The sequence below is a fragment of the Lysinibacillus sp. BNK-21 genome, assembly GCF_048684915.1.
GTDB classification, from domain to species: domain Bacteria; phylum Bacillota; class Bacilli; order Bacillales_A; family Planococcaceae; genus Lysinibacillus; species Lysinibacillus capsici.
This window is the reverse complement of sequence record NZ_JBLQTS010000001.1, coordinates 4,463,873-4,482,562: the sequence shown is the minus strand read 5'-3', so window position 1 is coordinate 4,482,562 and position 18,690 is coordinate 4,463,873. Positions and strand designations below refer to the sequence as shown.

General features: G+C 36.9%; 18 protein-coding genes. 17 read left to right on the top strand and 1 reads right to left on the bottom strand.

The window, feature by feature from the left end:
* Window positions 1-71 precede the first annotated feature (71 nt).
* Window positions 72-350, bottom strand: a complete 279-nt coding sequence (locus ACMGGO_RS22445) for an AbrB/MazE/SpoVT family DNA-binding domain-containing protein (protein WP_004229214.1) — start codon at window positions 348-350, stop codon at window positions 72-74.
* Between the two features lie 334 nt (window positions 351-684).
* Between ACMGGO_RS22445 and metG the strand changes: the two genes are divergently transcribed.
* From metG to mfd, 17 genes are all read left to right on the top strand, one after another.
* Window positions 685-2,676 (top strand): methionine--tRNA ligase, encoded by a 1,992-nt coding sequence (gene metG / locus ACMGGO_RS22440; RefSeq protein WP_374806339.1) that lies wholly within the window; start codon window positions 685-687, stop codon window positions 2,674-2,676.
* Window positions 2,677-2,929: 253 nt separating this feature from the next.
* A complete protein-coding gene (locus ACMGGO_RS22435; protein ID WP_048395439.1) occupies window positions 2,930-3,700 on the top strand; it encodes a TatD family hydrolase in 771 nt (256 codons plus the stop codon).
* Window positions 3,701-3,835: 135 nt separating this feature from the next.
* Window positions 3,836-5,047, top strand: coding sequence for a G5 and 3D domain-containing protein (locus tag ACMGGO_RS22430; protein WP_048395441.1), 1,212 nt, complete (start codon window positions 3,836-3,838; stop codon window positions 5,045-5,047).
* A gap of 220 nt (window positions 5,048-5,267) precedes the next feature.
* Window positions 5,268-5,834 (top strand): ribonuclease M5, encoded by a 567-nt coding sequence (gene rnmV / locus ACMGGO_RS22425; protein ID WP_048395443.1) that lies wholly within the window; start codon window positions 5,268-5,270, stop codon window positions 5,832-5,834.
* Entirely contained in the window at window positions 5,827-6,708 is an 882-nt protein-coding gene (gene rsmA, locus ACMGGO_RS22420; protein WP_048395444.1) for a 16S rRNA (adenine(1518)-N(6)/adenine(1519)-N(6))-dimethyltransferase RsmA, read from the top strand. Before rnmV ends, rsmA begins: the two co-directional genes overlap by 8 nt.
* A gap of 157 nt (window positions 6,709-6,865) precedes the next feature.
* Window positions 6,866-7,126, top strand: a complete 261-nt coding sequence (veg, locus tag ACMGGO_RS22415; RefSeq protein ID WP_004229199.1) for a biofilm formation stimulator Veg — start codon at window positions 6,866-6,868, stop codon at window positions 7,124-7,126.
* 113 nt (window positions 7,127-7,239) lie between these two features.
* A complete protein-coding gene (locus ACMGGO_RS22410; RefSeq protein WP_004229193.1) occupies window positions 7,240-7,419 on the top strand; it encodes a small, acid-soluble spore protein, alpha/beta type in 180 nt (59 codons plus the stop codon).
* 220 nt (window positions 7,420-7,639) lie between these two features.
* Window positions 7,640-8,506 (top strand): 4-(cytidine 5'-diphospho)-2-C-methyl-D-erythritol kinase, encoded by an 867-nt coding sequence (ispE, locus tag ACMGGO_RS22405; RefSeq protein WP_048395447.1) that lies wholly within the window; start codon window positions 7,640-7,642, stop codon window positions 8,504-8,506.
* Between the two features lie 56 nt (window positions 8,507-8,562).
* Window positions 8,563-9,396 (top strand): pur operon repressor, encoded by an 834-nt coding sequence (gene purR, locus ACMGGO_RS22400; RefSeq protein ID WP_004229190.1) that lies wholly within the window; start codon window positions 8,563-8,565, stop codon window positions 9,394-9,396.
* Window positions 9,393-9,767, top strand: coding sequence for a RidA family protein (locus tag ACMGGO_RS22395; protein ID WP_004229189.1), 375 nt, complete (start codon window positions 9,393-9,395; stop codon window positions 9,765-9,767). The genes purR and ACMGGO_RS22395 overlap by 4 nt, the downstream gene beginning before the upstream one ends.
* A 220-nt stretch (window positions 9,768-9,987) precedes the next feature.
* On the top strand, window positions 9,988-10,290 hold the full coding sequence (spoVG, locus tag ACMGGO_RS22390) for a septation regulator SpoVG (RefSeq protein ID WP_048395448.1): 303 nt from the start codon (window positions 9,988-9,990) through the stop codon (window positions 10,288-10,290).
* A gap of 261 nt (window positions 10,291-10,551) precedes the next feature.
* Window positions 10,552-11,922 (top strand): bifunctional UDP-N-acetylglucosamine diphosphorylase/glucosamine-1-phosphate N-acetyltransferase GlmU, encoded by a 1,371-nt coding sequence (gene glmU / locus ACMGGO_RS22385; protein ID WP_103117249.1) that lies wholly within the window; start codon window positions 10,552-10,554, stop codon window positions 11,920-11,922.
* Window positions 11,923-11,946: 24 nt separating this feature from the next.
* The gene (locus tag ACMGGO_RS22380) at window positions 11,947-12,906 is read left to right on the top strand and encodes a ribose-phosphate diphosphokinase (RefSeq protein WP_004229183.1); all 960 of its coding nucleotides are present in this window, start codon (window positions 11,947-11,949) and stop codon (window positions 12,904-12,906) included.
* A 253-nt stretch (window positions 12,907-13,159) separates the two neighbouring features.
* Window positions 13,160-13,756, top strand: coding sequence for a 50S ribosomal protein L25/general stress protein Ctc (locus tag ACMGGO_RS22375; RefSeq protein WP_066038161.1), 597 nt, complete (start codon window positions 13,160-13,162; stop codon window positions 13,754-13,756).
* A 146-nt stretch (window positions 13,757-13,902) separates the two neighbouring features.
* Window positions 13,903-14,469: an aminoacyl-tRNA hydrolase gene (pth, locus tag ACMGGO_RS22370; RefSeq protein WP_016993791.1), complete on the top strand. Its 567-nt coding sequence runs from the start codon at window positions 13,903-13,905 to the stop codon at window positions 14,467-14,469.
* 241 nt (window positions 14,470-14,710) lie between these two features.
* Entirely contained in the window at window positions 14,711-14,938 is a 228-nt protein-coding gene (locus ACMGGO_RS22365) for an anti-sigma-F factor Fin (protein ID WP_016993788.1), read from the top strand.
* Between the two features lie 140 nt (window positions 14,939-15,078).
* On the top strand, window positions 15,079-18,591 hold the full coding sequence (gene mfd, locus ACMGGO_RS22360) for a transcription-repair coupling factor (protein ID WP_420282275.1): 3,513 nt from the start codon (window positions 15,079-15,081) through the stop codon (window positions 18,589-18,591).
* The last annotated feature ends 99 nt before the right edge of the window (window positions 18,592-18,690 follow it).

Here is an 18,690-nt window from a genome sequence, read left to right as displayed (position 1 = left end):
GGGTTAAGAAATTGGTTATATTAATAAACAGAAACACCTAAATCACTGTTTTGATTTAGGTGAGAAACTAATTATTTTTTTAAGTTAGATTGAATTTCTTTAACTAACATTTCTGCGCCTTCTGGACTTAAAATTAATTTGCCTCCAACTAGACGGAAGTTATCATCTGAAACTTCACCAGTAACAGCACATGTCATATTAGGCATATATTTTTTTAAGATGATTTTATCATCATCCACATAGATTTCTAAAGCGTCCTTTTCAGCAATACCTAGCGTACGGCGTAACTCGATAGGAATTACTACACGACCTAACTCATCGACTTTACGAACAATCCCTGTTGATTTCATAATAGATTTCCTCCTAATTTATAAAAGTTATATTGGTATTTCGTCAAATTTCGACATTATTTCTTTGTCTGATAGTTATCATACCAAGTAATGCCATAAACGTCAATTAATTAATGCACTAATATTATGGTTTTTAAAAAAAATTTTTGAGAAGAATGCAGGTATTTTAATTTTTTTAAAAGGTTTTTAATAAATATTTTTGTTAATAGTAAAAAAGGTTCTTATTTAAGTCATTTAATGGATTAAATATATTATTCGACAATTTTCGCGTTTAATAAACTTTCATTGAAACGAATTTCGTACTTCGTTAGAATAGAAAGTATATTGTAAAACAATGGAGGCAGTTCTTGTGAGTGAACAACAAAAAACATTCTATATAACAACACCCATTTACTATCCAAGTGGGAAATTTCATATTGGTACGGCATATACAACAGTAGCATCTGATACTATTGCACGCTATAAACGTTTAAAAGGTTATGATGTACGCTTTTTAACAGGAATGGACGAACATGGCCAAAAAATTCAAGAAAAAGCAGCTGAAGCGGGTAAACATCCTCAAGATTATGTAAATGAAATTGCCGATGCTGCGAAAAAACTTTGGGGTTTAATGGATATTTCTTATGATGACTTTATTCAAACAACGCAGGATCGACATACGAAAGCTGTCGAAAAGATTTTCCAAAAGTTTTTAGATAATGGTGATATCTATAAAGGTGAATATGAAGGCTGGTACTGTACACCGTGTGAATCATTCTTTACTGAGACTCAACTAGTTGACGGGAACTGTCCTGATTGTGGTCGTCCGGTGCATAAGGTTAAAGAAGAATCGTACTTCTTTAATATGAAGAAATATGCAGATCGTTTATTAGCTTATTATGAAGAGAACCTTGAATTCATTGAGCCAGAATCACGAAAAAATGAAATGATTAACAACTTCATTAAACCAGGGCTAGAGGATTTATCGGTATCAAGAACATCCTTCGACTGGGGAATTAAAGTACCAGGAGATCCAAAGCATGTTATTTATGTATGGGTTGATGCATTAACGAATTATATTACAGCCTTAGGTTATCTATCAGAAGATGAATCATTATTCAATAAATATTGGCCAGCAGATGTACATGTAGTTGGCAAGGATATTGTTCGTTTCCACACGATTTATTGGCCAATCTTCTTAATGGCATTAGATTTGCCATTGCCGAAAAAGGTATTTGCTCATGGTTTTATTATGATGAAAGACGGTAAAATGTCTAAATCAAAAGGCAATGTAATTTATCCTGAAATGTTAATCGAGCGTTATGGTCTAGATGCGACACGTTATTTCCTATTACGAGAATTACCATTTGGCTCTGATGGGGTATTTTCACCAGAATCATTTATTGAACGTACAAACTTTGATCTGGCTAATGATTTAGGGAACTTATTAAATCGTACAATTTCAATGATTAATAAATATTTTGAAGGTATTATTCCGACAGAAAATCTTCAACCGACAGAATTTGATGCAGCTTTAAAAGAGCAAGCTGAGTCGGTACGTATTAAATATGAAGAAAGTATGGAAAAAATGCAATTTAGTGTCGTTCTTGCTGACTTATGGACGCTTGTTTCACGCACAAATAAGTATATAGATGAGACACAACCATGGGTGTTAGCAAAGGAAGAGTCAGACAAGCCAAAATTAGGTGCAGTTATGCGAAATTTGGCAGAAAGCTTACACCAAATCGCTGTCATGTTGCAACCATTTATGACAACAACTCCTAAACGTATGATCGATCAGTTAGGATTAGATGACAAATTCTTAGCATGGGATACAATTGCAACATTCGGCAATACTATTCCAGCAAACATTAAAGTGGTAGAAAAAGGGATACCGATTTTCCCACGCTTAGAAAATGAGGTTGAGATTACTTATATTCGTGAGGAAATGCGTGGGTCTGTGAAAACACCACAGGATGAAGAAATTAAAAAGGTAGCAAAAACTGAAGAAAATCCAGAAATTCCTGAAATTACTATTGATGATTTTATGAAAGTTGATTTGCGTGTAGCTACTGTGACTGCATGTGAAACTGTTCCGAAAGCAGATAAATTATTAAAGCTACAAGTTGATCTAGGATATGAGCAACGTCAAGTAGTTTCAGGTATAGCGAAATTTTATACACCAGATGATTTAATAGGTCAAAAAGTGATTGTCGTAGCAAATTTAAAACCAGTAAAATTACGTGGTGAAATATCACAAGGAATGATTTTAGCTGGTGAGAAAGATGGAAATTTAAAATTAGCATCAGTTGATCCTAAACTTGAAAATGGTGCAAAAGTAAAGTAATGAACTTAAGGAAGGCCTGCTGAATATGAATTATTCAGCAGGCTTTTCAAATCTGTTAGAGAAATCGGGATTAAATTATTTTGATATAATTTACGATGCGTGAAAAACTTGGTTTTATGGGCCCGAAGAACTACTTGTGGTAATGTCGATTAAGTGGAATGTCACAATGTCGAATAGTTTGTAATGAAATTGTAATGATCACGAAAAATATGAAATAATAAATTTTAATAAAATCAATGTTAGGAGAATGAAGATGTTTATAGATACACACGTACATTTAAACGCAGATCAGTATGAGGAAGATCTTCAAGAAGTGATTGATAGAGCTCTTGAAGCTAAAGTAGAACGAATGGTAGTTATTGGTTTCGACCGTAAAACCATTGAGAGAACAATGCAATTAATAGAGCAATATGATTTTGTTTACGGTGTCATTGGCTGGCATCCAGTAGACGCTATTGATTGTACTCAACAAGATTTAGAGTGGATTGAGCAATTAGCTTCACATCCAAAAATAGTTGGCATTGGTGAAACGGGATTGGACTACTATTGGGATAAGTCTCCAAAAGACGTTCAACAGGAACTTTTTCGCAAGCAAATTCAATTAGCTCAAAAGATCAATTTACCAATCGTTATTCATAATAGGGATGCAACAGGTGATGTTGTACAAATTTTACGTGAAGAAAATGCTGCATCCGTAGGGGGTGTTATGCACTGCTTTAGTGGAAGTGTAGAAACAGCGCGTGAATGTATAGCAATGAATTTTATGATTAGTCTTGGGGGACCAGTGACATTTAAAAATGCACGTCTACCAAAGGAAGTAGCTACAGAAATAGCTCTTGAGCATTTGATGATTGAAACAGACGCTCCTTATTTAGCTCCACATCCACATCGAGGTAAGCGCAATGAACCCGCTTTCGTGCCTTTAGTTGCTGAGGAAATCGCACGTTTGAAAGGGTTGACAATTGAGGAAATTGCACAAGCAACTACAGCCAATGCGAAAAATTTTTTTGGGATTGACAATTAACTAGCTTAGATGCCTCCAATACAGGGTTTGTGGTTGGCAAAAAACAAGAAGTCAATTTTCAGAGAAATACTTTCGGGTTGACAGTGCCAAAACTAGTCCGTATAATCCAACCTTGTATTAAGGAGGCGTTTTTTCATGTCAAATAATTCCATGAAAAACTTGTTCTTAGGATCATTGAGGAGTAAGCAAACAGTGATAAGAATTATCTCACTTGTCCTGTTTGTGTCTGTAATCTCTTTCGTGCTTTACCAAGGTACGAAAAAATCCGTTAAGCTTGAAGCAAATGGAGAAACAATCGAAGTATCAACACATGCCAAAACTGTAGAACAATTATTACAAAATCAAAATATAGATATAGCAGAGCATGACAAAATTTCACCCTCTCTGAACACCAAAATTGTTAATGGATTAGCAATTACATGGGAACAGGCAAAAGAAGTAACTATTTCAGTTGATGGAAATCAGTCAAAAGTTTGGACAACTGAAACACTTGTGAAGGACATTTTGAAGGAAGCAAATATTAAAGTATCTGAACATGACTCTTTAGCGCAAGGTCTAGATACTGAACTAGGAGCAGAAAACAAAATCGATATTCAAAAAGCGTTTCAAGTAGCGCTTGTCGATGGCGTAAATAAAAGACAAGTATGGTCCACTTCGACTACGGTCGCTAACTTTTTAAAACAACAAGGAATTCAGCTAAATGAATTCGATCGTGTCGAAAATAACCTGGAGAACGTTATTACTCCGGAGAGTAAAATCACAGTAGTTCGCGTAGAAAAGGTTATCGATGTAGTGGAAGACTCTTTAGATTTCGCAGTTGAAAAGAAGCAGGATGCTTCATTGCAAAAGGGGAAACAAAAAGTAGTAGCAACGGGCGAGAAGGGTTCGATTTCTCGTACGTATGAGGTTGTCAAAGAAAACGGTAAGGTTGTGGCAAAAAACCTACAATCTGAGAAAGTTTTAAAAGAGCCGAAGAAACAAGTGGTTGCTGTAGGCACAAAAACAATTGTTGCAAGTGCAGCAACTGTGTCACGTGGTTCAGCAGAGCCTACTAACGGAAAAGAATTTTATGTAACGGCAACAGCATATACACCATATTGCAACGGTTGTACTGGTACATCAGCAACTGGTATAAACCTACGTTCAAATTCTGGCTTGAAGGTGATCGCAGTTGACCCTTCTGTTATTAAGTTAGGATCAAAGGTTTGGGTAGAAGGCTATGGAACTGCTATAGCTGGGGATACTGGTGGGTCAATTAAGGGTAATAAGATTGACATACTTGTACAAACAGATGCCCAAGCACGTAACTGGGGACGTAAGAAAGTGCGCGTTAAAGTATTAAATTAAAAAAATTGTAAAATTAATCAAAATGTTTTTCACAAATGGAGCTTTCCTGTTTTGACTGGCGGGAAGGCTTCTTTATTATTTTTTTAGCAAATGATGTTGTAGGTATGTAGAGAGAAAGTTGAATAAGATAAGCTCATCTGAACCTTGTATTCCTGTACAAATCGTATAGAGCAGTTGTAAAATGGTCAGAAGATAAGGTAGATAGAAAAGAGGAGCCTTTTTGCAAATTAAAGAAATTATTGTTGTTGAAGGAAAAGATGATACGACAGCTATTAAACGTGCTGTACAAGCAGATACTATAGAAACGAATGGATCTGCAATTTCTGAAGAAACGTTAAAGCGAATTCAGCACGCCCAAGAAAAACGTGGAGTTATCGTATTTACTGATCCAGACTATCCAGGACGTCGAATACGCGCCATTATCGAGGAGCGTGTAAAAGGGGTGAAGCATGCCTTTTTACCAAAAGCGAAAACGATCGCTAAAAACGGTAAAGGGTTAGGGATTGAGCATGCTGCTGATGAGGATATACGTGAAGCACTACAACATGTCTATACCCCTACACATGAGTTGCTAAACGAAGCGGTAATTACACTGGAAGATTTAATGACTGCTCGTTTAATTGGACATCCACAATCAAAGCAGCGTCGTGATAGACTAGGGGAAATTTTAAATATAGGTGCTACAAATGGTAAACAACTTCATAAAAGATTGAAAATGTTTCAGATTACAGAGGAGCAATTTGGTGCGGCTATCGCACAGTTAGATCAGGAGGAAAATGATGCATAAGGATATTGCTACACCAATTCGAACACAAGAAATATTAAAAAAGTATGGTTTTTCATTTAAAAAAAGTTTAGGTCAAAACTTCTTAATTGACCCGAACATTTTAAGAAATATAGTGAGTCACGCCAATTTAACTGAGAATAGTGGCGCAATTGAAGTTGGTCCTGGGATTGGGGCATTAACTGAGCATTTGGCGAGAAGCGCTAAAAAGGTAGTTTCCTTTGAAATTGACCAACGTTTATTACCTGTACTAGAAGATACGCTTAGTCCATATAATAATGTGTCTATTATTCACTCTGACATACTTAAGGCAGATGTGGAGAAAGTAATTGCAGATGAGATGCCAGGTATTGATGATATTATGGTTGTAGCAAATTTACCGTATTATGTAACGACCCCAATTTTACTGAAGTTACTCAATGACCGATTACCGATCCGTGGTTTTGTTGTGATGATGCAGAAAGAGGTAGCAGACCGTATAACAGCTAAGCCAGGGACGAAAGAATATGGTTCTTTATCAATTGCAATACAATATTACGTGAAAGCAGATATTGCGATGACAGTGCCAAAAACCGTTTTCATGCCGCAACCTAACGTCGACTCTGCAGTAATTCGCCTTATTAAGCATGAGGAACCACCAGTAAAAGTAATAGATGAGGATTTTTTATTTGTTGTAACGCGTGCTTCATTCGTACAGCGAAGAAAAACAATCTATAATAACCTGCAATCTGGTTTACCTAATGGAAAGGCACAAAAGGATCAAATTTTACAGGCATTAGAGTTAGCAAATATTGAGCCAACTCGCCGTGGAGAAACACTTTCAATTCAAGAGTTTGGGAAATTAGCTGATGCACTGCATCCTGTATTTGCAAAGTAAAAATTTTTGTTAACAATTTTTCGGATATGTAAAAAAATATATATTTTTTTATAAAAAATAAGTTGACAAGATTTATAAGAGGCTGATAAAATATTATATTTTGTTGACATTTTTGGGCCATTAGCTTATACTTGTTATTAGTGAGGTGTAAGCGAAAATGCCAAAAACTTTAGCGGACATTAAAAAGTCGTTGGATTGTCATTTGGGTAAACGTTTGCAATTAAAAGCAAACGGTGGTCGCAAGAAAACGGTTGAGTGTGCAGGGATACTACGTGAGACATATCGCGCCATCTTTGTAGTAGAGCTCGATCAAGAAGACAATACGTGCAAGCGCGTATCGTATAGCTACACAGATATTTTAACTGAAGCAGTAGAGATTACATTTTTAGACGAAGCAAAGGCTGCTGTCGCAAAATAGTTTCTAGTACTTATTTCTATATTTTAGAAACACTCATGTATATTAAAAATACATGAGTGTTTTGCGTTTTCACGGGCATACTAAATTCGTCAGTTGTTAAAGGAGGAGTTTATATGCCTAGAAAAGGTATCATGTCACCTCGTTTAAAAGAAGAGATCGCAAAAGAACTTGGATTTTATGATGTTGTGCAAAAGGAAGGCTGGGGCGGCATAAAAGCTCGTGATGCTGGTAATATGGTCAAACGTGCCATAGAAATGGCAGAACGGGCAAGTAGTGAGCAAGAGCGTAAGTAGACTGTTTTTGCTAAAATAGTCATCTTATAAAGTTTCATTCAGCAGGGATGAAAATCCTTACTGACACAACAAATACAACTGACGAGAGAGAGCCGTTACTCCGAATAGGGTAAACGGTTCTTTTTTTCCATTTTCGTATTCTCAATATGGTAAAATAAAATGAATAATCTTGCGCGAAAAAAAGAACTGTTTATACGTGTAGCTATAAGGAGGAAGAAAGATGCTTTATGTAAAGGCGCCTGCAAAAATTAATTTAACATTAGATGTACTTTATAAAAGACCGGATAATTTTCACGAAGTGGAGATGGTTATGACAACAGTCGATTTAGCTGATCGTATCAGTCTTGAATCTCGAGAAGATGGTGTTATTCAAATAATTTCAACAGATAATTTTGTACCAAATGACCATCGTAATTTTGCTTATCAGGCAGCGCGTCTCATTAAAGATACATATGGCATTAGACAAGGTGTATCCATTACGATTGAAAAGGAAATCCCCATAGCAGCAGGACTCGCAGGAGGTAGTAGTGATGCAGCTGCAACATTAAAAGGGCTAAATGAACTGTGGGATTTAGGTTTATCAATAGATGAATTAGCGGAACTTGGTGCTAAAATTGGTTCGGATGTTTCGTTTTGTGTTTACGGAGGCACGGCACTCGCTACAGGACGAGGCGAAAAAATAAAGGAATTACCAGCTCCACCTAATTGTTGGGTTGTACTAGCTAAGCCTAAAATTGGTGTGTCGACAGCAGAAGTTTATGGGGGTCTTAAGGTTGAAGGACTGCAACACCCCAATACACAGCAGATGATACAAGCTATAGAGACAAAAGATTATGAGCTATTATGTTCTTCATTAGGAAATGTTTTGGAAACTGTAACATTTAAGCTACACCCAGAAGTTGTGATGTTAAAGGAACAAATGAAGCGCTTTGGGGCAGATGCCACGCTAATGAGTGGAAGCGGTCCAACTGTATTTGGGCTAGTGGATAGTGAAGCTCGTGTAAGTCGCATTTATAATGGTTTACGTGGTTTTTGTGAGGAAGTTTATGCAGTACGAATTTTGGGTGAGCGAAATACGCTTGCTTAGAAACGCAAATTTGTGTTAATTTTACCTATAAATATTCGTGTTTAGGAGAGGGTCGCATGAAATGGAAGCGTAGTGAACGACTAGTTGATATGACGTACTACTTACTAGAACATCCACATCAGCTGATCCCGCTAACTTATTTTTCAGAACTATATCAATCTGCTAAGTCATCCATTAGTGAAGATTTAACGATTGTAAAAGAAACATTCGAAGAAAAAGGAATCGGGTTATTGATGACAGTGCCGGGTGCTGCAGGAGGAGTAAAGTATATTCCGAAAATGTCCGAGGCTGAAGTACGTTTAGTGATTCAAGATTTAAAAGCAGAGCTAGAACATTCAGATCGATTGTTACCAGGTGGTTACTTATTTATGACGGACTTGCTTGGAAACCCAGATTTAATTAATCGTGTAGGAAAGGTCTTTGCTTCGGCCTTTGCAGATCAACAAATCGATGTCATAATGACAGTAGCAACTAAAGGGATATCCATCGCTCATGCCATTGCAAGACATTTAAATGTACCAGTGGTTGTTGTGAGAAGAGATAGTAAAGTAACAGAAGGTTCTACAGTAAGCATTAACTATGTATCTGGTTCTTCCAGAAGAATTCAGACAATGGTATTATCAAAAAGAAGCATGAAGAGTGGACAACGTGTATTAATTACTGACGACTTTATGAAGGTCGGCGGTACTATGAATGGCATGAAAAATCTCTTAGAGGAGTTTGACTGTCAGCTAGCAGGCATTGCAGTGCTTGTGGAGGCTGAGCATGCGGACGAAACATTAGTAGATGATTATTATTCACTTGTAAAGCTTCATGAAGTTAATGAAAAAGATCGAACAATTGCATTAAGTGAAGGTAACTATTTTTCTAAAAGGGGACATGACAAATGAAAGTAGTAGCAACAACAAATGCACCAGCAGCAATCGGACCATATTCACAAGGTATTATTGTTAACGGAATGTTTTATAGCTCTGGTCAAATTCCATTAACAGCTACAGGTGATTTAGTGGAAGGCGATATAACTGTACAAACAAATCAAGTATTTGCTAATTTAAAAGCTGTTTTAGCGGAAGCTGGAACTTCTTTAGATAATGTTGTAAAAACAACGGTCTTTATGAAAGATATGAATGACTTTGTAGCGATGAATGAAGTTTATGCAAATCATTTCGGTGATCATAAACCAGCTCGTTCAGCTGTAGAGGTAGCCCGTCTTCCGAAAGATGTAAAAGTAGAAATCGAAGTAATCGCAATCGTAAAATAAATAAAACTTATTAAGCTCACTAAAGAGAATCTTTATTCTTTTTAGTGGGTTTTTTTACGCCGACAAACAATTGTCAAAAATTACGTATATAAGAAAAAATATTATTCTAATAAGTATTCAAATTTTTTAGAAAATTTGATAGACTATGAAAAGGAAAATATTCGGTAATTGAGAATATAATATTTTCATTTAGGCATCCAAGAAGAGAGGTGGTGAGAAAATGGAAGTTACTGATGTGAGATTACGTCGGGTACAGACGGATGGTCGCATGCGTGCGATTGCTTCCATTACACTTGATAATGAGTTTGTTGTTCACGATATTCGTGTCATTGATGGAAATACTGGTTTATTTGTAGCTATGCCTAGTAAACGAACACCAGATGGGGAATTTAGAGATATTGCTCATCCAATTAATTCTGATACTCGAAATAAAATTCAGGAGATCATTTTAAACGAGTATCATAACTCTAGTGAAATAGAGGAAGCTGGTAAAGAAGAAGAATTAGAGGGAATCGGTGTGTAATAAATAGTAAATAACTTACTTTTTAAGGATATGTTACAAACTTACGGTAAAAAAGATAAGAAGAACTCTTCTAGTTGGAAGGGTTCTTTTTATTTTGATAAAAAGATAATATGAGCAATTTCAGGATATACTTCATGACATTCGAGCATAAGGTGCATTGGATTTAGGAATTCATGTTTTTGTCAACTCTACATGCCTTGAAAATAGATGAATTTTGCTATATAGTCATAAGAGAAAATGAGCGTATTGGAGGACTTACAGATGAGCAATATTTTTGCTGTCATTTTGGCTGCAGGTCAAGGTACACGTATGAAGTCCAAATTATATAAAGTGCTCCATCCAGTATGTGGGAAACCAATGGTACAACATGTGGTGGATCATATTCAGACGTTAGATGTGAATCGCATTGTAACGGTTGTCGGACATGGTGCTGAAAAAGTGCAACAACAGCTTGGTGATAAAAGTGAGTATGTGCTGCAGGCTGAACAACTAGGTACAGCGCACGCTGTGCAACAAGCAGAGGCCATTTTAGGTAATGAAGAAGGTACAACATTAGTTGTATGTGGAGATACACCACTAATTCGTCCTGAAACGATGCAAGCTCTATTCGAACATCATCAAGCAAAGAATGCTAAAGCAACTATTTTAACTGCAATTGCTGAAAATCCAACTGGCTATGGCCGTATATTACGTGGCAGTAACGGACAGGTGGAGCAAATTGTTGAACAAAAGGATGCTTCAGCAGAGCAGCAATTAGTAAAAGAAATAAACACAGGCACATATTGCTTTGATAACAAATTATTATTTGAAACATTGAAGCTTGTGAAAAATGATAATGCTCAAGGTGAATATTATTTACCAGATGTCATTGAAATTTTACAAAAGCAAGGTGATATTGTTGAAGCATATGTCACTGATGATTTTGAAGAAACACTAGGTGTTAACGATCGCGTGGCTTTATCACAAGCCGAGACATTAATGCGTACAAGAATCAACGAGAAGCATATGCGGAATGGTGTAACAATTATCCATCCTGAAACAACGCATATTAGTGCAGATGCAGTTATTGGGCGTGATACGGTGATTCAACCTGGCTCAATGATTGAAGGTGCTACTGTGATCGGTGAAGATTGCATTATCGGGCCAAACACTCAAATCATAGATAGCCGCGTTGGTGATCGTACAACTATACATTCTTCAGTTGTCCGTGAAAGCGCTATTGCAGAGGATACTGCTATTGGGCCATTTGCTCATATTCGACCACTTTCAGACATAGGTAGTCATGTCAAAATTGGTAACTTTGTAGAAGTGAAGAAAAGCAAGCTAGATAACGGCTCGAAAGTTTCACATTTAAGTTATATTGGCGATGCTGAGATCGGTAGTAACGTCAATATTGGTTGTGGTTCCATTACAGTAAACTATGATGGAAAAAACAAGTTCAAAACAATTATTGAAGATGATGTATTTGTAGGATGTAATACTAACTTAGTAGCGCCAGTGAAAGTTGGAAAAGGTTCATTTATTGCAGCAGGTTCTACAATTACAAAAGAAGTTCCTGAAGATGCACTTGCCATAGCTCGTGCAAGACAAGAAAACAAACCGAATTATGTAAGCAAATTAAATTCAAAATAATTATCAACTAAACAGGAGGCCATCATGCCGTATCATTATGCAAACTCACAATTAAAAATATTTTCACTTAACTCTAATAATCCATTAGCTCAAGAAATTGCGCAGGAAATGGGCGTAGAATTAGGTAAATCTTCTGTTAAGCACTTCAGTGATGGAGAGATTCAAATTAGCATTGAAGAAAGTATTCGAGGTTGTGATGTGTTTATCGTGCAGTCTACTTCTGCACCTGTAAACGAACATTTAATGGAGCTTTTAATTATGGTAGATGCAGTTAAACGTGCATCTGCTCGTACAGTAAACGTTGTAATGCCTTATTATGGTTATGCACGCCAAGATCGTAAAGCAAAAGCGCGCGAGCCAATTACAGCTAAATTAGTGGCAAACCTACTTGAAACTGCTGGTGCAACACGTGTTATCGTATTAGATTTACACGCACCTCAAATCCAAGGTTTCTTCGATATCCTAATCGACCACTTAATGGCAGTACCATTACTATCTGATTACTTCAAATCTAAAGGTATTCCAGGAGATGAGATCGTTATTGTTTCACCAGATCATGGTGGGGTAACACGTGCTCGTAAAATGGCTGAACGATTAAAAGCACCGATTGCAATTATTGACAAACGTCGTCCGAAACCAAACGTTGCGGAAGTGATGAACATTGTTGGTAATGTTGATGGTAAAGTGGCAATCTTGATTGATGATATTATTGATACAGCAGGTACAATTACAATTGGGGCAGATGCGTTACGTGCTGCTGGTGCAAAAGAAGTTTACGCTTGCTGTTCACACCCTGTATTATCTGGTCCAGCAATTGAACGTATTGAAAACTCTGCTATTAAAGAATTAGTGGTGACAAATACAATTCAGCTTTCAGACGAGAAAAAATCTCCAAAAATTACAGAGCTTTCTGTAGCTAAATTAATGGCGGATGCTATTTCTCGCGTTTATGAAAATAAATCTGTAAGTACTCTATTTGATTAATAAATATTGTAAGTATAAGACCAATCTACTCTTTGAGTAGATTGGTCTTTTTTATATAAATTGGACACTATTTCATCAAGACGAAGAAATAGATGAGTGTTTTATGTGTGAGCCTTCTCACAAAGGGGTATAATAATAATGTGTCTTAATAATATTTACTCTACCTTAAACAAATAGAGCTAAGTATTATCATAGCCTACAACGAATTATTGTTGAGGCGTAAATAATTTTCTTGGAAGGGGAATAAAGAAGTATGAGTACAGTATTAAGTGTTACAAAGCGCGAAACTGGGCATCGTTCAACATTAACCCAACTTAGAAAAGGGGGAGCCATTCCTGCAGTTATTTACGGCTACAAAGTAGATTCAACCCCAATTTCTATTGCTGCAAAAGATTTTAAAAAGTCCATTCAAAAAAATGGGCAAAATAGTGTGTTTTCGCTAGAGTTAGAGGGGAAAAAGGTGAATGCTGTTGTGTCAGAGATTCAGCAATGTTCATTGAAAGATGAAGTAAATCATATTGACTTTTTAGCCATTAATATGGCGGAAGAGCTAGAAGCTGATGTCCCGATTAAATTACTTGGACAGTCAGTTGGTGTGAGTGAGGGCGGTATTTTAATGCAGCCTAACTTAGAATTAAAAGTTAAAGTAAAGCCAACAGAGTTACCCGAATCAATTGATGTGGACATTTCATCGTTGAAAATTGGGGAATCCTTAACAGTAGCAGATATTCGCGATGCTACACCTGTTGAAATTATTAGTGAAGATGATTATATGTTAGTAACCATTGTGGCGCCTGTTTCTGTAGAGGAAGAGACTACAGAAAATGAAGAAGGGCAAGAGTCAGTATAAAAGTAAATACGCTTAAGGCTAATAAGAAGGCTATAGCTTTCTTGTTAGCCTTATTTTTTATGTCTTTTAACAATTGTACAAAATGCTTTCTAGGCATGCTATATGGTAAAATAATGACTATTAGATTTGAAAGAAGAGAGGTACTTATGAAAATTATCGTTGGTTTAGGAAACCCAGGTAAACCTTATGAGCATACAAGACATAATATTGGCTTTGATGTTATTGATGCGTTAGCAGAAAAATGGGGAACACCTTTAACAAATTCAAAATTTAACGGGATGTACACAACTGTACATCGACCAGAAGGAAAGGTTCTACTTGTTAAACCATTAACATATATGAATTTATCAGGGGAATGTGTTGGTCCCCTAATGGACTATTTTGACATAGAGGTAGAAGACTTAATTGTCATTTATGATGACTTGGATTTAGAGACAGGTAAATTACGTCTGCGACAAAAAGGGAGTGCAGGTGGTCATAACGGCATTAAATCATTAATTCAACATTTAGGCACTCAGGAATTTAATCGTATTCGAGTGGGCATTAATCGTCCACCAGCGGGCATGAAGGTAGCAGACTATGTGTTAGCTAAATTTTCGAAGGAAGACCAAGTTCTTATGCAAGACGCCATTGTAAATTCTGTAAACGCTGTTGAAGCATCTCTTTCAAAGCCGTTTCTTGATGTGATGAATCACTTTAACGCAAGCAAATAGATGGAAGTAATAAAATTTCTGTTAAAGTTTTTGGATAATTGGCATGGTGTAAGGTGAGTAATGAACTGTCTTACACTATTATTACAGCTAATATTTGTAGTGAATAGTCTTAGCTACAGGTAAAAATTAATTCTCTAATTTTCAAGTTATTGCAATGAGGATGACAGTGAAAAGTGCATAATCCTTTTTATAAATGTCTATACTTTAAGTAGAAAGTTGCTTAAAGGAGGATGATTTGGAGATGTCAGTTCGCTATCGATGTCGGCATTGTGAAGTAGAAATAGGGACACTACCATTTGATGCAGATGATACAATTCGAAAGCTGCATATTTTCGAATTGGGAGAAGCGGATGATTATGTTGAGAAAGATCAACATGGTCAAACGACTGTGCACTGCATTTGTGAGCAATGTGAGGATTCGCTGAGACAATATCCAGATTATCACGCACTCAATAAATGGATTCAATAATTGGAAGGATGCTTTGACACACTTATGTGTGTTCAAGGCTTTTTCCATTTCATAAAACAGCCATTAATAGAGAAATGTAAAATAACACTAGAATAATAGAAATAAAAATATAGAATTTATGCTGAAAGGAGCTTTTGACTGTGGAGGTTTTACGACAGCTTGTGTCGCAAGATAAACATATTACATCATTTTTAAAGGAAATTCAGAGCGGTCAAACTGCATCACAGCTTATTACAGGTTTAACAGGAAGCGCACGCCCCGTAATGGTCGATGTGTTATTTGAATATGTAAAGAAGCCAATCTATATTATCTCTCCTAATCTATTGCAGGCACAAAAAATGGTTGATGAGCTTGCTGGATTGTTAGGTGAAGAACATGTTCATTATTACCCAGCAGATGAATTTATTGCAGCCGATCTTTCTGTAGCTTCACCAGAACTTCGCGCGGAGCGAATTGCGACGCTTGATTGCTTAGCTAGAGGTGAGAAAGCCATATATGTAATACCTGTGGCTGGTTTACGTAAAATAATGCAGCCTAAGGAACACTGGCTACATTATTTTTTACAAACAGCCGTAGGCGAAGATATTGAAATTGAGATGTGGTTACAAACATTAGTAGAGATGGGCTATGTACGGAATTCAATGGTGACATCACCTGGAGAGTTTGCGTTGCGTGGGGGGATTTTAGATATTTATCCACCTTATTTGGAATCACCTATTCGTATTGAATTATTTGACACAGAGGTTGATTCCATACGAACATTTTCAGCAGATGACCAACGTTCTATTGATAAATTACAAAAAATTCGTATTCTTCCTGCTTCAGAGGTCATTCTTACTAAATCAGAAAGACAGGCATTAGCAGGCCGTTTAGAAGTGGCATTAGCAGCCAGTCTAAAGAAGGTAAAAAAGCAGGAGACAAAGGAACTTCTGTATCAGCATATTCAATATGATATTGAATTGCTACAGCAAGGAAATTTACCTGATTATGTAAACAAATATGGCTCATTATTATACGATAAAACAGCCTTTTTGGGAGATTACTTTGAACAAGATAGTATTGTACTTTTTGACGAGCTTGGACGTATTCAAGAGGTAATGGATGCATGGGAACGTGAAGAAGATGAATGGTTTTTATCTTTAATCGAAGAGGGAAAAATGGTTCATGATGTCAAACCCGCCTTCTCATTAAAAGAAATATTGGCGATGTTGTCACAACAAAAGCTTTCATTTTCATTATTTTCGCGAACATTTGCAGGGATTACGTTTACTAAAACAACTAACTTTTCTTGCAAACCAATGCAGCAATTTCATGGACAAATGTCCTTGCTTCAAAGTGAGGTTGAACGCTGGTTACTTGGCAAATTTACAGTTCTAATCATAGCAAGGGATAAAGAACGAGTAAAAAGGGTTCAGCAAATGCTTGAAGAGTACGATATTCATACGGCGATAGGTGAGCCGACAGAACCTGGTATTTATATTGTAGATGGTGGTTTGTCGAGTGGCTTTGAATTGCCTCTACAGCGTTTAGCAATTGTAACAGAAGACGAGCTCTTTAAACAGCAGGCAAAGAAAAAAGCACGTACACAAAAAATGACTAATGCTGAACGTATTAAAAGTTATACGGAAATTAAGCCAGGTGATTATGTTGTGCATGTTCATCATGGGATTGGTAAATACATCGGTGTAGAGACATTAGAGGTTAATGGTACACATAAGGATTACCTGCATATTCGATATCGTGCAGACGATAAATTATATGTCCCTGTAGAGCAAATAGACTTAATCCAAAAATATGTGGCGTCAGAGGATCGTGAACCAAAGCTACATAAATTAGGTGGAGCAGAGTGGAAAAAGGCGAAAGCGAAGGTATCCTCTGCTGTACAGGATATTGCAGATGATTTAATAAAGCTGTATGCAAAGCGTGAAGCAGAGAAAGGGCATGCTTTTACACCTGATAACGATGACCAACGTAATTTTGAAGCGATGTTCCCTTATGAGGAAACAGAGGATCAGCTACGTTCAATTGTTGAAGTAAAACGAGATATGGAACGTGAACGCCCTATGGATCGTTTAGTCTGTGGCGATGTAGGCTATGGTAAGACAGAGATAGCCATTCGTGCCGCATTTAAGGCTATTCAAGATGGAAAGCAAGTGGCATTCCTTGTCCCTACTACTATCTTGGCTCAGCAACACTATGAGACAATTCGTGAGCGCTTTCAGGATTTCGCCATTAATGTTGGATTGTTATCTCGCTTCCGTTCGAAAAAAGAGCAAACAGCCACATTAAAAGGCTTAAAAGAAGGCCGAGTCGATATAGTTATTGGAACACACCGTATTTTATCTAAAGATTTAATTTTCCAAGACCTTGGTCTGCTAATTGTGGATGAAGAGCAACGTTTTGGTGTGACGCATAAGGAAAAAATTAAGCAGTTAAAGACAAATGTCGATGTCTTAACTTTAACGGCTACACCAATCCCAAGGACTCTTCATATGTCCATGGTAGGGGTCCGAGATTTATCTGTTATTGAAACGCCTCCTGCTAATCGCTTCCCAGTTCAAACATATGTGATGGAGCACAGTGGTGCATTAGTACGAGAAGCTATTGAGAGGGAAATGGCACGTGGCGGACAAGTATTTTATTTATATAATCGGGTTGAGGATATGGCTCGAAGGGTTGAGGAGATTCAAGTACTCGTCCCTGAAGCACGTATAGGCTTTGCTCATGGAAAAATGACTGAGTCAGAGCTAGAATCAGTGATTTTAGCCTTTTTAGAGGGCGATTATGATGTGCTTGTCACGACAACAATTATCGAGACTGGTGTCGATATACCGAATGTAAATACATTAATAGTCCATGATGCTGATCGCATGGGCTTAGCACAGCTCTACCAATTACGCGGGCGCGTTGGACGTTCTAACAGAGTAGCTTATGCATATTTTATGTACCAACGCGACAAAGTTCTGACAGATGTAGCAGAGCAACGTTTACAAGCAATTAAAGAATTTACAGAGCTTGGCTCAGGCTTTAAAATTGCGATGCGAGATTTATCTATTCGAGGTGCAGGAAACTTACTTGGAGCGCAGCAACATGGCTTTATTGATTCAGTTGGCTTTGATTTATATTCACAAATGCTTCAGGATGCCATCGCGGAACGTCAAACAGGCGTGAAAAAAGAAGAAAAGCCAGATATAGAAATTTTGCTGAGTATTGATGCTTATATTCCAGACGCTTACATTCCAGATGGTTATCAAAAGATCCAAATGTATAAACGAATTAAAGCCATGGATCAGGTGGAGGAGTATGACGAAATCATGGAGGAATTAGAGGATCGATTTGGCGATCTTCCAATTGAAACAGAGCGTTTACTTCGAATAGCACGAATGAAAGTTTGGGGCTTAGGTGCGGGAGTAGTATCTGTAAAGGAGAAGCAAAAACTTATTACAATACTATTGTCAGAACAAGGGACGGCAAGTGTCGATGGCAGTAAGATTATTGAAGAATCGATGAAATTCGAGCGTGCTGTTGGTTTTGGTATGGATGGCATGCAGTTAAAATTAACAATAGATGAACGCAAGAGTGGGAAATATCAACCCTTTGATATGTTGGAAGAGCTAATGCAAATTATTGATAAAGCAAAAAAGCAGCCATAGTAGTTAAAAGGCTAATCTTATCTTTTACCATAAAAGATAAGATTAGCCTTTTTCATGTTGCTTCAGTAATCATCATCTCTAACATATTTGCTCACAGGA

Excerpts from the sequence above, each read along its gene's own strand:
- ACMGGO_RS22395 (WP_004229189.1), top strand. The coding sequence starts at position 9,393 with ATGAAAGTAGTAGCAACAACAAATGCACCAGCAGCAATCGGACCATAT.
- ispE (WP_048395447.1), top strand. The coding sequence starts at position 7,640 with ATGCTTTATGTAAAGGCGCCTGCAAAAATTAATTTAACATTAGATGTA.
- spoVG (WP_048395448.1), top strand. The coding sequence starts at position 9,988 with ATGGAAGTTACTGATGTGAGATTACGTCGGGTACAGACGGATGGTCGC.
- pth (WP_016993791.1), top strand. The coding sequence starts at position 13,903 with ATGAAAATTATCGTTGGTTTAGGAAACCCAGGTAAACCTTATGAGCAT.
- ACMGGO_RS22430 (WP_048395441.1), top strand. The coding sequence starts at position 3,836 with ATGTCAAATAATTCCATGAAAAACTTGTTCTTAGGATCATTGAGGAGT.
- ACMGGO_RS22410 (WP_004229193.1), top strand. The coding sequence starts at position 7,240 with ATGCCTAGAAAAGGTATCATGTCACCTCGTTTAAAAGAAGAGATCGCA.
- metG (WP_374806339.1), top strand. The coding sequence starts at position 685 with ATGGAGGCAGTTCTTGTGAGTGAACAACAAAAAACATTCTATATAACA.
- purR (WP_004229190.1), top strand. The coding sequence starts at position 8,563 with ATGAAATGGAAGCGTAGTGAACGACTAGTTGATATGACGTACTACTTA.
- veg (WP_004229199.1), top strand. The coding sequence starts at position 6,866 with ATGCCAAAAACTTTAGCGGACATTAAAAAGTCGTTGGATTGTCATTTG.
- glmU (WP_103117249.1), top strand. The coding sequence starts at position 10,552 with ATGAGCAATATTTTTGCTGTCATTTTGGCTGCAGGTCAAGGTACACGT.
- ACMGGO_RS22365 (WP_016993788.1), top strand. The coding sequence starts at position 14,711 with ATGTCAGTTCGCTATCGATGTCGGCATTGTGAAGTAGAAATAGGGACA.
- ACMGGO_RS22380 (WP_004229183.1), top strand. The coding sequence starts at position 11,947 with ATGCCGTATCATTATGCAAACTCACAATTAAAAATATTTTCACTTAAC.
- ACMGGO_RS22435 (WP_048395439.1), top strand. The coding sequence starts at position 2,930 with ATGTTTATAGATACACACGTACATTTAAACGCAGATCAGTATGAGGAA.
- rsmA (WP_048395444.1), top strand. The coding sequence starts at position 5,827 with ATGCATAAGGATATTGCTACACCAATTCGAACACAAGAAATATTAAAA.
- ACMGGO_RS22375 (WP_066038161.1), top strand. The coding sequence starts at position 13,160 with ATGAGTACAGTATTAAGTGTTACAAAGCGCGAAACTGGGCATCGTTCA.
- ACMGGO_RS22445 (WP_004229214.1), bottom strand. The coding sequence starts at position 350 with ATGAAATCAACAGGGATTGTTCGTAAAGTCGATGAGTTAGGTCGTGTA.